10 protein-coding genes are annotated in these 12,368 nt (G+C 47.7%); 6 read left to right on the forward strand and 4 right to left on the reverse strand.

Features of this window, described 5'->3' with window-relative positions; translation table 11 throughout:
• Window positions 1-42 precede the first annotated feature (42 nt).
• The 3 genes from gatB to gatC all read right to left on the reverse strand — a co-directional run bounded on the left by gatB (window position 43) and on the right by gatC (window position 3,486).
• Window positions 43-1,515, reverse strand: coding sequence for an Asp-tRNA(Asn)/Glu-tRNA(Gln) amidotransferase subunit GatB (gene gatB / locus ACO0KZ_RS13610; RefSeq protein ID WP_422996085.1), 1,473 nt, complete (start codon window positions 1,513-1,515; stop codon window positions 43-45).
• A gap of 104 nt (window positions 1,516-1,619) precedes the next feature.
• Entirely contained in the window at window positions 1,620-3,077 is a 1,458-nt protein-coding gene (gene gatA / locus ACO0KZ_RS13615; protein ID WP_422996087.1) for an Asp-tRNA(Asn)/Glu-tRNA(Gln) amidotransferase subunit GatA, read from the reverse strand.
• Between the two features lie 106 nt (window positions 3,078-3,183).
• Window positions 3,184-3,486, reverse strand: coding sequence for an Asp-tRNA(Asn)/Glu-tRNA(Gln) amidotransferase subunit GatC (gene gatC / locus ACO0KZ_RS13620; RefSeq protein WP_422996089.1), 303 nt, complete (start codon window positions 3,484-3,486; stop codon window positions 3,184-3,186).
• 559 nt (window positions 3,487-4,045) lie between these two features.
• Here gatC and ACO0KZ_RS13625 point away from each other — a divergent pair.
• The 6 genes from ACO0KZ_RS13625 (at window position 4,046) to ACO0KZ_RS13650 (ending at window position 11,380) form a co-directional block, all read left to right on the forward strand.
• Window positions 4,046-5,089: a rod shape-determining protein gene (locus ACO0KZ_RS13625; protein WP_186916616.1), complete on the forward strand. Its 1,044-nt coding sequence runs from the start codon at window positions 4,046-4,048 to the stop codon at window positions 5,087-5,089.
• A gap of 167 nt (window positions 5,090-5,256) precedes the next feature.
• A complete protein-coding gene (mreC, locus tag ACO0KZ_RS13630) occupies window positions 5,257-6,285 on the forward strand; it encodes a rod shape-determining protein MreC (RefSeq protein WP_422996091.1) in 1,029 nt (342 codons plus the stop codon).
• Window positions 6,285-6,803, forward strand: a complete 519-nt coding sequence (gene mreD / locus ACO0KZ_RS13635; protein WP_422996093.1) for a rod shape-determining protein MreD — start codon at window positions 6,285-6,287, stop codon at window positions 6,801-6,803. The genes mreC and mreD overlap by 1 nt, the downstream gene beginning before the upstream one ends.
• Window positions 6,804-6,937: 134 nt before the next feature.
• Window positions 6,938-9,100, forward strand: coding sequence for a penicillin-binding protein 2 (mrdA, locus tag ACO0KZ_RS13640; protein ID WP_422996095.1), 2,163 nt, complete (start codon window positions 6,938-6,940; stop codon window positions 9,098-9,100).
• A gap of 1 nt (window position 9,101) precedes the next feature.
• Window positions 9,102-10,211, forward strand: coding sequence for a rod shape-determining protein RodA (rodA, locus tag ACO0KZ_RS13645; protein ID WP_422996097.1), 1,110 nt, complete (start codon window positions 9,102-9,104; stop codon window positions 10,209-10,211).
• A gap of 14 nt (window positions 10,212-10,225) precedes the next feature.
• Window positions 10,226-11,380 (forward strand): septal ring lytic transglycosylase RlpA family protein, encoded by a 1,155-nt coding sequence (locus tag ACO0KZ_RS13650; protein ID WP_422996099.1) that lies wholly within the window; start codon window positions 10,226-10,228, stop codon window positions 11,378-11,380.
• A gap of 18 nt (window positions 11,381-11,398) precedes the next feature.
• Here the strand turns inward: ACO0KZ_RS13650 and rsmI are convergent, their stop codons facing one another.
• Entirely contained in the window at window positions 11,399-12,322 is a 924-nt protein-coding gene (gene rsmI / locus ACO0KZ_RS13655) for a 16S rRNA (cytidine(1402)-2'-O)-methyltransferase (RefSeq protein WP_422996101.1), read from the reverse strand.
• Window positions 12,323-12,368 lie beyond the last annotated feature (46 nt).

Genomic DNA, 12,368 nt, shown 5'->3' on the forward strand with positions numbered 1-12,368 from the left:
ATTTTCATCCTCACGCTTTTTTTATATCTGCGTAGACCTTAGTTAGCCCGCTAACTTCTTTTTCAGTAGCTCGTTCACCTGCGCTGGATTACCTTTGCCTTTGGTCGCTTTCATCGCCTGACCAACAAGCGCATTAAACGCCTTCTCTTTACCAGCACGATATTCATCGACTGATTGCTGATTGGCAGCCATCACTTCATCGATAATTTTTTCAAGCGCGCCAACGTCGGAGATTTGCTTGAGACCTTTTGCGTCGATGACTTTGTCGGCTAAATCCACATCAGCACTCGGCGTCTGCCACATCGCGGCAAACACTTCTTTGGCGATCTTGTTGGAGATCGTACCGTCGGTGATGCGTTGCAATAACAAAGCGAGTTGCGCCGCATTGACTGGGATGCTGTTGATGTCCATGCCTTCGCGATTTAATGTCGAAGAGACGTCGCCCATCAACCAGTTAGCGATTTGCTTTGCCTGTGCAGCTTTATCGCCCTCTGGAGAGGCAGCAATCGCAGCTTCAAAATAAGCCGCCATCGCTTTCGATTGCGTGACGATCATCGCGTCGTAATCCGATAAACCGAATTGTGCGATAAAGCGCTCACGCATTGCCGTTGGTAATTCTGGCATGGTGCTGCGTACTTGTTCTACCCATTCGCGGCTGATGCGTAATGGTGGCAAATCCGGGTCAGGGAAATAGCGATAATCTTGTGAATCTTCTTTACTACGCATAGAGCGCGTTTCTTTGCGATCAGGATCGTACAGACGAGTTTCTTGCACCACGGTGCCACCGTCTTCGATGAGTTCGATTTGACGACGCACTTCGATGTTGATTGCTTCTTCGAGGAAACGGAAAGAGTTCAAGTTTTTGATTTCGCAGCGTGTGCCGAATTCTTTTTGTCCGACCGGACGCACTGAGACATTGGCATCGCAACGGAAGGAACCTTCTTGCATATTGCCATCGCAAATATCCAGCCACATGACTAAGGAATGCAAAGCTTTGGCATACGCGACTGCTTCCGCAGCGCTGCGCATCACCGGTTCTGTAACGATTTCCAAGAGCGGAGTACCAGCGCGATTAAGATCGATACCGGTCATGCCTTGATAGTCTTCGTGCAGGGATTTGCCGGCATCTTCTTCCAGATGGGCGCGTGTGAGTTCGATAACTTTGACTTCAGACTTGCCATCTTTCTCGACCACGCAAGTAACCGTACCACCTTGCACTACAGGGATTTCGAATTGGCTGATTTGGTAGCCTTTAGGCAGATCTGGATAGAAATAGTTTTTGCGAGCGAAGATGGATTCTGGTGCGATGGTGGCGCCAACCGCTAAGCCAAATTGTATGGCTTTTTCTACTGCGCCTTTATTCATCACAGGCAAGACGCCTGGCAAAGCCAGATCAACTGGACTTGCTTGTGTGTTCGGCTCCGCGCCAAATTGTATGGACGAACCGCTGAAAATTTTGGAGTTGGTTTTGAGCTGTGCGTGTGTCTCAAAACCGATAACGACTTCCCATTGCATAATGCATTCCTTTGCTTCAAATTTTTGCCAGGCAGTTAGTCTGCACTGAGTTTCTTCCCTCCCCTTTAAGGAGAGGGTTAGGGCGGGGATAGGGATAGATTGCTCTATTGCTCCGGCGTCTTCGTATGCCAATCTGTCGCTTGCTGAAATTGATGCGCAACATTGAGCAATTTTGCTTCCGCAAAATAATTACCAATAATCTGCAGACCAACCGGACGCTTGCTATTCTTTTCACCTTGGCCAAAACCACAAGGAATCGACATGCCAGGCAAGCCTGCTAAGCTAGTCGATAAAGTGAAAATATCAGCTAAGTAGTTCGCCACTGGATCATCCGATTTGTCGCCAAGATCCCATGCAACAGTCGGTGCAACCGGCCCCATAATCACATCGCATTGCTCAAACGCAGCCTGAAAATCTTGCGCGATTAAGCGACGGATTTTTTGCGCTTGTAAGTAATAAGCATCGTAATAACCATGCGATAAAACATAGGCGCCGGTCAAAATGCGGCGCTTGACTTCATCGCCAAAACCTTCGGTGCGGGTCTTGCGATACATGTCGTTTAGGTCTTTGTATTCAGCAGCACGGTGTCCGTAACGTACGCCATCAAAACGACTCAGATTAGAGGACGCTTCGGCCGGTGCGATGATGTAATAGACGGGGATCGATAACTCTGTTTTTGGCAGAGAAATATCAACTAAGATCGCGCCCAATTTTTCGTATTCGGCTAAGGCTGCGCGGACTGCTTGTTCTACATCTTTGGCGAGGCCTTCGCCGAAAAATTCACGCGGCACACCGATGCGCAAACCTTTGATTTCTTGATTTAAATTGCATGAAAAATCTTCTTTGTCGCGCTGTACGCTGGTCGAATCTTTTTCATCAAAACCAGTCATTGCATTGAGTAGCCAACTGCAATCTTCAGCAGTCTGTGCAATCGGTCCACCTTGATCGAGCGAGGACGCGAAGGCGATCATGCCGAAACGTGAGACACTGCCGTAAGTGGGTTTGATACCTGTTACGCCGCAGAACGCGGCTGGTTGGCGAATCGAGCCGCCAGTGTCAGTGCCGGTGGCCGCAGGCGCTAGACGTGCAGCAATTGCCGCTGCAGAACCACCTGATGAGCCACCAGGAACGGCGCTGAGATCCCAAGGGTTTTTGACTGGACCAAAATAAGAATTTTCATTGCCTGAACCCATGGCAAATTCATCGCAATTGAGTTTGCCTAAAGTGACGGTGCCCGCTTGATTGAATAATTCAACCACGGTCGCATTAAATGGACTGACATAGTTTTCTAACATGCGAGAGCCAGCGGTGGAGCGCCAATCACGCGTCACAAAAATATCTTTATGGGCGATAGGAATACCGGTCAATGCGGTCGTATCGCCTTGTGCTAATCGCTGATCTGCGATGGCGGCTTGTGCCAATGTCAAAGTGCGATCAACATGCGTGAATGCATTCAGATTGCTGGCCTCAATGCGGCTCAAATAATGCGTCGCTAATTCAGTAGCGGAGACTTGCTTACTTTGCAGTAAAGCGGAGAGTTGTTTCAATGAGTGCGTATGCATGGATTTTCTCAGCGTATTCTTGGTGTCGTTGCGTCATGCCGGCTTGGTTCTTTCTCGAACGGCGGTCATGCTTAAAATTGCTAGTGTTAGCTGGTGATTTGGCGCTCTACTCTATGACTTTTGGTACCAGATAGAGGCCATCTTGGGTCGCCGGTGCGACTTGTTGATATTCTTCACGATGATTGCTTTCGGTGACCTTATCTTCACGCAAGCGCAGGCAGATTTCTGGCATAACGGTTGCAATCGGGTGACTCAAAGGCGCCACGCCTGTCGTGTCGACTGCTTTCAATTGCTCTGCAATTGAGAAAAAGCCATTGAGTTTTTCCAGTGTGCTGCTCGCTTCAGCGTCGGATAATTCAAGTCGTGCCAGATTGGCAATACGTTTTACATCGTTTAATTCTAATGACATGGTCTATAGCGCCAAGCGGCGCGCCAAAAATGTGTTAATGATAATGAAACTGCCGGATTTAGCTTATTAGAATCGTCGCGTATTTTTCCTTGAATCTGCCGCAAAAAAATGCCGGAAAATAGCTTGAATTCAATTTAATGGATTACCTATGATTTCTAGGATTATAAGGTAGAATGTCGGGTTAATACTCTTAAAATCGCCGAAGATGCACAGTTTGAGCGCTTAATTTGTGATTTGAGTAGTTGGATCTGAAATCCGTTTAATGCAGAAGCAGGTAGCTAATTTTGCTTAATTTCGGTCTTTGGTGATTATTTTTCTTTAAAGTGCACGCTATTTTGTTTGTAACGCATTTTGGAGAAACTGTGATTTTGGTGTGGCGCAACGGCTGCTCAATTATCGTGGAAATCATTGTGGAAAGTATTGCAGAAACGATGTCGCAAAATTGTTCTTTACGTTTTTTAAAGCGATGCAGATTCCAACTCAGAGTGAAAAAATTTTTGCGCAGATGATTTGCGCCTTTTAAAGACATCGTGACAACACAGCACACACAGGAATTTACATGTTTGGTTTTTTTCGTAGTTATCTCTCTAATGATTTGGCAATTGACTTAGGTACAGCCAATACCTTGATTTATGTGCGCGGTCAGGGCATCGTTCTCGACGAGCCATCCGTGGTAGCGATACGCCAAGAAGGCGGTCCTAACGGCAAAAAGACCATACAAGCAGTCGGTAAAGAAGCCAAGCAAATGTTGGGTAAAGTGCCAGGTAATATCGAGGCAATTCGCCCTATGAAGGACGGCGTTATCGCAGACTTTACTGTGACTGAGCAAATGCTCAAGCAATTCATCCGTATGGTGCACGACACTAAGTTCTTCAAACCTTCTCCTCGCATCATTATTTGTGTCCCTTGTGGCTCTACCCAAGTTGAGCGCCGTGCGATTCGTGAATCCGCTTTAGGTGCTGGTGCATCACAAGTGTATTTGATCGAAGAGCCTATGGCAGCTGCAATCGGTGCTGGTTTGCCAGTGTCAGATGCGACTGGTTCTATGGTGGTCGATATTGGTGGCGGCACGACTGAGGTGGGCGTGATTTCGCTAGGTGGTATGGTCTACAAAGGCTCTGTTCGCGTCGGCGGTGACAAGTTTGACGAAGCGATTGTGAATTACATTCGTCGTAACTACGGCATGCTGATCGGTGAGCAAACTGCCGAAGCGATTAAGAAGACGATAGGTTCGGCTTTCCCGGGTTCCGAGATCAAAGAAATGGAAGTCAAAGGACGCAATCTGTCCGAAGGTATTCCACGTTCTTTCACTATCTCTAGTAATGAGATTTTGGAAGCGTTGACTGATCCGCTGAACAATATTGTGTCTGCGGTTAAAAATGCTTTGGAGCAGACGCCACCAGAACTCGGTGCTGACATCGCTGAAAAAGGCATGATGTTGACCGGCGGCGGTGCTTTATTGCGTGATCTGGATCGTCTATTGATGGAAGAGACTGGCCTGCCAGTTCTGGTTGCTGAAGAGCCATTGACTTGCGTCGTACGCGGCTCGGGCATGGCATTAGAGCGTATGGATAAATTAGGTTCTTTGTTTTCTTACGAATAGATTATGAATAGTCGTACCTGTTTGCTGTAGTGGCAATCTGGTTTCAAAATACTATCAAGGAAAACGATGGCGATTAAGATCTGGCGAATGTGAATGCCAGATCTTTTTTTAAGTTTTTTCTACTACTCATCTTTATTTGCTAATGGCTTCGCATCTGGCGTCACACTATGCAACATAGTCCACCACCACTATTCAAACAAGGCGCATCCGCCCGAGTGAAAGTGATTTTCTTTGCCATTTTCTCCATTGCCTTGCTACTGATTGATTCTCGTATCAATTCCTTGGTGAGAGTGCGCCAAGTTGTTGGGACGGCGCTTTATCCCTTGCAGATGTTGGTTTTGATGCCACGTGATGCTGCGCGCAATGTAGGCGATTATTTTGCTTCCACCAGCACTTTGCAAAAAGAGCTGACGGCGCTCAAGCTACAACAAATCACGAACACTCAGACCATACAAAAAACACTATTGCTCCAAACGGAGAATGATCATTTACGACAATTGATCGATTTAAAGGCGCGCACGCCTAGCGCTTCCGTTCTGGCAGAGATTTTGTACGATGCACGTGATCTCTATAACCGTAAAATTATATTGAACAAAGGCTCGCAACATGGCGTTGCATTGAGCCAGCCTGTGATCGATGAACGTGGTGTGGTCGGACAGGTGACACGGGTATTTCCTTTGACTGCTGAGGTCACTTTATTGACCGATAAAAATCAGGCGATTCCAGTCCAGGTGCAGCGTAACGGTTTACGTAGCGTGATTAATGGGCGAGGCCGATCTGCATTTTTAGATATGCGCGTCACGAGTAATGCGGATGTGCAATTGGGCGATATTTTGGTGACATCGGGTATTGATGGTATTTACCCGGCTGGTTTACAAGTCGCCAAGGTGGCGCAGTTCGAAAACAAGGCAACTTCCACTTTTGAAATTGTACTTTGTGCACCGCTGGCGGGTATAGATTTGCATAAACAGTTATTAATCCTGTTAGTCGAGACCGATAAATTGCCGCCACCCGAATTGGAAGAAGTCCGCGCGAAAAAAGAAAAAATCAATCGTAAAGTCACGCGCGATGCGACAAAAGATAGCCCTAAAGATGGGACGGTGGATGTGAGCAAAGATAATTCACTGGTGCCGCCCAAACCGGTTGAGGCTGCACCTGTCAGTGTTCCTGCCACGTCAGTGAAAGAGGTAAGGTAATGAATCATCCTCAATACATACTATTGCCCGCAAATTCTTTTTTCATCGTACTAAGTTTGCTTGCTGCGTTCATGCTGAATCTTTTCCCTTGGGGGAATGTGGTGGGTGTGCCAGACTTTGTGGCCTTAGTGTTGGTGTTTTGGAGTATCCATCAACCACGCAAAGTAGGTATCGGTGTCGCATTCGTGATGGGTGTTTTAATGGACGTGCACGATGCAGTCTATTTGGGTGAAAATGCGCTAGCATTTACCTTATTGTCGTATTTCGCCATCTCTATCCATCGTCGCGTTTTGTGGTTTCCGCCTTTGGTTCAAAGTTTTCAGGTGTTCCCACTTTTTCTGGGTGTGCAACTCATACAACTTGCCGTGCGTTTATTACTGTCTACAGATGCGCATTTCCCCGGATGGTTATTCTTCCTCGGATGCATCTTGACTACTGCATTGTGGCCAGTCGCAACTTGGCTATTGCTGGCGCCGCAACGTCGTGCGGTTGATAAAGATGACACGCGTCCGATCTGAATTTGCTTCAGGTTGTCGTTGGGATTCCAACGAAGGTCTAAATTTTATGTTCCAACTTAGAGGTCGTACATTAAGTCGATCCTTAAGCAATATGTCAGCAATAACTAAAGTACAGATAAAGCGATAGCAGAAACATGAATGAACTTAAGAATACTGAGCGCGAGCTGTACCTGTTTCGAGTTCGCTTAGTTGCGCTTGGGGCCTTTGCCTTCCTGTGTTTCAGTATCTTGATTGGCCGTTTTGTCTGGCTGCAAATTATTAAGCATGATACCTATGCGACGAAAGCGGATGAGAACCGCATCTCTTTAGTCTCTATCGTACCGAATCGCGGCTTGATCCTTGATCGCAATGGCGTGATTCTGGCGCGAAATTACTCCGCGTATACTTTAGAAATTACTCCATCAAAGATCACGCAAGATCTTGATAGCTTGATTGATGAGCTTTCCAACTTAGTCGATATTCAGCCTAAGCATCGCAAGCGTTTGCGTAAGTTGATCGAAGAATCTAAAAGTTTTGAAAGCCTGCCTATCCGCACCCGATTGTCCGACGAAGAAGTGGCACGATTTACGGCGCAGCGTTTCCGCTTCCCCGGCGTCGATGTGCAAGCGCGCTTGTTTCGGCAGTATCCACTAGGCGATGTCGCCTCACATGTGATTGGCTATATTGGACGCATCAATAAACGTGATGCCGAATTACTCGATGACAGTGACGATGCAGCTAACTACAAAGGTACGCTGTACATAGGTAAAGAAGGTCTGGAGAAAAGCTACGAAAAGCTATTGCATGGTAAGACAGGATTTGAAGAGGTGGAAGTTTCTGCGGGTGGGCGTCCCGTGCGTACTTTATCGCGTAATTCACCTATCTCCGGCAAGAACCTGATCTTATCTATCGACATCGAATTGCAAAAAGTGATAGAAGAGGCGTTTGGTACGAGGCGTGGTGCGATGGTTGCGATTGAACCAGCCACGGGTGACGTATTGGCCTTCGTTTCTATGCCGACTTACGATCCAAATCTATTCGTGGAAGGTATTGATCAGCAAAGTTGGAATGAGTTAAATACCTCAGAAGATATTCCGCTTTTGAATCGCCCCTTAACCGGCGCTTATTCGCCAGGGTCCACGTATAAACCCTTTATGGCTTTGGCCGCTTTGGAATTAGGTAAGCGTACGATGACGCAAGGGATCTCTGATCCTGGCTTCTTTGCCTTCGGGAATAAAATATTCCGTGACGATAAAGTTGGTGGCCATGGCTTCGTTGATATGTATCGTGCCGTTGCTTTGTCATGTGACACCTATTTTTATCAGCTGGCGAATGATATGGGCGTGGACATGATGCACGATTTCATGAAACAGTTTGGCATGGGGCAAATTACGGGCATCGATTTGGAACATGAACGTAAAGGCTTATTGCCTTCGACCGCATGGAAGCGCGAAGCATTTAAAAAAACCGTGAATCAGCGTTGGATACCCGGTGATACGATTTCCCTCGGGATTGGGCAGGGACAAAATACTTTTACGCCTTTGCAGATGGCACATGCTACCGCCAATCTGGTGAATAACGGTGTGGTGATGAAACCCCATTTAGTGAAAATGGTTGAAGACCCGCAGACCCGTGCTCGAACTTTAACTGTGCCAAAAGAAAGTTATCGTATTCCGCTCAAACAAGAGAACATTGATTTCATTAAGAATGCGATGGCCGGTGTAGTAAGAGAAGGAACTGGTGCGCGGGCGTTTGCCGGTGCCGGCTATCAGTCGGGTGGAAAAACGGGAACTGCGCAGGTGGTCTCTATGAAGAAGAATGAAAAACACGGCACAAAAAACGCGATTTTACGGCACCGTGATCACTCATGGTATATCGCTTTTGCACCCTTGGATAATCCGAAAATCGCGATTGCGATTATTGTAGAAAATGGCGGTTATGGATCTGAAGCGGCAGCGCCGATAGTTCGTCGTGCGTTTGACTATTACTTGCTCGGCAAACGACCTGCGGACAAAACGCCTGTGCCTATGCCAGCACCTACCGCCGATGATATGCAAGTTGCAGATGACGAAGCTGGGCATGACCATGACGATGCGACGGCGGTTGCACCAGGCCTGAAGCCAGAAGCACAGGCGACTGACAAGCCTGAGCAGAAAAAGCCGACGGTAGGACAAGCAAATCCGCAAGCACCAGTGCCAGCACCTGCGCCACAAGCACAGAAAAACAATGCGATCATCGTCGATAGAAAAGACCCCGTAAAACTGCCGCCAAGTACGACGCCAGCCACCGACAAGAAACCCGTGGAGGTGAAAAAATAATATGGATAATAAAGCCGTTTATTGGCAGCGCATTCGTGCCTATTTCACTGTGTTTGACGGGCCCCTGTCTATCCTGATTTTTCTGATTGTGGCGACCGGCATTGTGACTATGTATTCCGCGGGCATGGATTTCCCAGGACGACTGGAAAATCATATGCGTAATATTGTGATTGCTTTCTTTGTGATGTGGTTCGTGGCGAATATTCCGCCTCAAACCTTGATGCGATTCGCAATCCCTTTGTACACGTTTGGCGTCGCTTTGCTCGTTGCCGTAGCGATGTTTGGTATGATCAAAAAAGGTGCGCGTCGTTGGCTCAATGTGGGGGTGGTGATTCAACCTTCAGAGATTTTGAAAATCGCTGTGCCTTTGATGCTGGCTTGGTATTTCCAGAAACGAGAAGGCTCTTTGCGTTGGCGTGATTTTTTGATTGCGACGGTGATTCTTGGTATTCCTACAGCGCTTATCGCAAAACAGCCTGATTTGGGCACGACCTTATTGGTGGGTACCATAGGATTTTCGGTTATTTTCTTTGCGGGGTTATCTTGGCGCTTGTTAATTGGACTGATTTTGGCCACGGCGATTTTGATTCCTACCGTGATTTGGCCGCGCCTGCACGATTATCAACGTGATCGTGTGATGGTGATGCTCGATCCTAGTAAAGACGCTTTGGGTAAAGGTTTTCATATTATTCAATCGACCATCGCTGTGGGGTCGGGCGGTGTGACGGGTAAAGGCTGGACCAAAGGCACTCAATCGCATTTGGAGTTTATTCCTGAACACACGACGGATTTTATCTCTGCTGTGTACTTGGAAGAGTTTGGCTTTATCGGTAGCTTATTTTTGGTTTTCTTGTATTTTCTATTGATACTGCGAGGGCTGATGATCGCAGCGAATGCACCGACCATGTTTTCACGACTGATGGCAGGTGCGGTTACTACCGCTTTCTTTATCTATTCTTTTGTGAATATGGGTATGGTGATAGGCATCTTGCCAGTAGTCGGTGTACCGCTGCCGTTCATGAGTTTCGGCGGTACTGCGATGATGACGTTGGGTATGGGCCTAGGCATTTTGATGAGTGTGCAACATAACCGTAAATTGATGAAGTCTTGATGAATTGGAAGCTTGTGACCCTAACAAAAACTTCTCATGCTAGTAAAGGCTATTTGCTGCTATTGCCGTTGTTATTGTTATTGAGTGCCTGTGGCAGTGCGCCGAAAACTAGTACCAACAAATCGGACGCAATGAAAAGCGGCACGCAGCCCCCCGTGCACGCAAACGTACCTGTTAAGACGGTCAGCACCGCCCCTGCATTACCCAAGGCAAATTCTGGTCGCGGCGGCTACTATCAGGATGATGGTCCGGGAGACGCCATTCCGCCTGATTTGGAATCGACCGTCGATCCCATTCCCGTCGTAGAGGCATATTCGCGCACAGGTAACAAGCCATACAAAGTATTCGGAAAAACCTATACCCCTATTGTTGACGCGACGACACCGTTTAAGCAACGTGGCATTGCTAGTTGGTATGGTAAAAAATTCCACGGCAAACGTACGTCATCGGGTGAGCCATACGATATGTATCAGATCACCGCGGCGCATCCAATTTTGCCTATACCTTCCTACGCACGTGTGACTAACTTAAGCAATGGTAAGCAAGTTATCGTTAGAATTAATGACCGTGGTCCGTTTCACTCTAGCCGTATTATGGATCTGTCCTATACCGCTGCTTTAAAGCTAGGCTATTTGGGTAAGGGCAGTAGCGAGGTGGAGCTTGAACGCCTGCTACCTGAAGATATTGCTAAGATGGCCGAAAATCGGACGAATCAAATTGCAGTAGTGCCAGTGCGTGAGCCGGTTAGTACGATATCGAATAATGCGCCCGTGGTAGCGGCGAAAGCAGAAATCGAAAGACCCGCCTTAGAAAATCTGATTGCAGCACAAGAACGCAAAATGCAGACTGAAGTAGCCGCCACTGAAATGGCTGGTAGTAGGGCCGCGACATCGGTGGCAGCGAATGCTAACCGCGCTGAAAACACGGGTTCCACATTCTATTTGCAATTTGCCGCGTTTGCGATTCGAGCCAATGCGGAAGCTAGTATGGCGCAATTGAAACAGCTATTGCGTGACCAAGCCGCAGCACGCGATTTACCGTTTGAAATCGTGCAACAAGGTAGTTTATATCGTTTGCAAAGTGGTCCATTTACGACGCGTGATGCAGCAAATCAAATTGCGCAGCAATTGGCTTTGGGTGGCGCTAAGCCTATCGTCATAAGCCGCTAGGCGTATCAATCGACGCGACTATTTTGAATCGACGTCCTGTTGATTTTTCATTTCTAGTGCGATCTGGTACAAGGCGTTTTTCTTTTGCCCGGTAATTTGCGCCGCCAATGCCGCAGCTTGTTTCACCGAAAGTTCTTCTAACAAGATAGTCAGTACGCGTTTTTCTTCGAGATCGTCGCCATCGGCATCGGCAGTGGCGCCTTCCACCAGCACCACAAATTCGCCTTTTTCTCTATGCGCGTCTTGCGCCAGCCAGCTAGCGGCGTCGCCTAAAGTACAGCGATGCACTTCTTCAAATAATTTGGTTAATTCGCGTGCAAACACCACTCTGCGTTGTTCACCAAAGGCCTTGCATAGTGCCGCTGTACTTTCCAAAATACGATGCGGCGCTTCATAGAAAATCATACTTGCTGGGATAGCTGTGAGGTTTTGTAATACGACATCTCTCTGTCCCGCCTTGCTAGGCAGGAAACCAACAAAGTAAAACTGATCATTGATCAGACCGCTGACCGATAGGGCACTGATTGCAGCGGATGCGCCAGGCAAAGGAATCACACGTAAGCCCGCTGCTCGTACAGCATCGACAATAATCGCGCCCGGATCAGACACGGCCGGCGTACCGGCGTCGGAGACCAAGGCAATTCTTTCTCCTGCTTGCAGCCGCGCAATAATTTTTTCTGCCACCTCGTGTTCATTATGCTGATGTGCTGCGATTAAACTCTTATGCAAGCCATAGCGCGTCATCAGTTGTGCCGTATTGCGCGTATCTTCACAAGCCACGGCATCCGCAATCGCCAGCACATGCAAGGCTCGTAGGGAGATGTCGGCACTATTGCCGATAGGCGTTGCCACTACATATAAACTGGCGGTAGGATAGCTTTGCTGAGCGACGGCTTCCAACAGAGCAGTAGGGTGAATGGCAATGAGATTTTCAGTTTGCATGATGCGAGTTTTGTTGAGTGTAGCTATTGCGTGGCCTTTAGTGATG

This window comes from Undibacterium sp. Di24W, from assembly GCF_049340325.1.
Taxonomy (GTDB): Bacteria; Pseudomonadota; Gammaproteobacteria; order Burkholderiales; family Burkholderiaceae_D; genus Undibacterium.

Coding starts and splice junctions, on each gene's coding strand:
- rsmI (WP_422996101.1), bottom strand. CDS start 12,322: ATGCAAACTGAAAATCTCATTGCCATTCACCCTACTGCTCTGTTGGAA.
- mreD (WP_422996093.1), top strand. CDS start 6,285: ATGAATCATCCTCAATACATACTATTGCCCGCAAATTCTTTTTTCATC.
- mreC (WP_422996091.1), top strand. CDS start 5,257: ATGCAACATAGTCCACCACCACTATTCAAACAAGGCGCATCCGCCCGA.
- mrdA (WP_422996095.1), top strand. CDS start 6,938: ATGAATGAACTTAAGAATACTGAGCGCGAGCTGTACCTGTTTCGAGTT.
- gatB (WP_422996085.1), bottom strand. CDS start 1,515: ATGCAATGGGAAGTCGTTATCGGTTTTGAGACACACGCACAGCTCAAA.
- gatC (WP_422996089.1), bottom strand. CDS start 3,486: ATGTCATTAGAATTAAACGATGTAAAACGTATTGCCAATCTGGCACGA.
- gatA (WP_422996087.1), bottom strand. CDS start 3,077: ATGCATACGCACTCATTGAAACAACTCTCCGCTTTACTGCAAAGTAAG.
- rodA (WP_422996097.1), top strand. CDS start 9,102: ATGGATAATAAAGCCGTTTATTGGCAGCGCATTCGTGCCTATTTCACT.
- ACO0KZ_RS13625 (WP_186916616.1), top strand. CDS start 4,046: ATGTTTGGTTTTTTTCGTAGTTATCTCTCTAATGATTTGGCAATTGAC.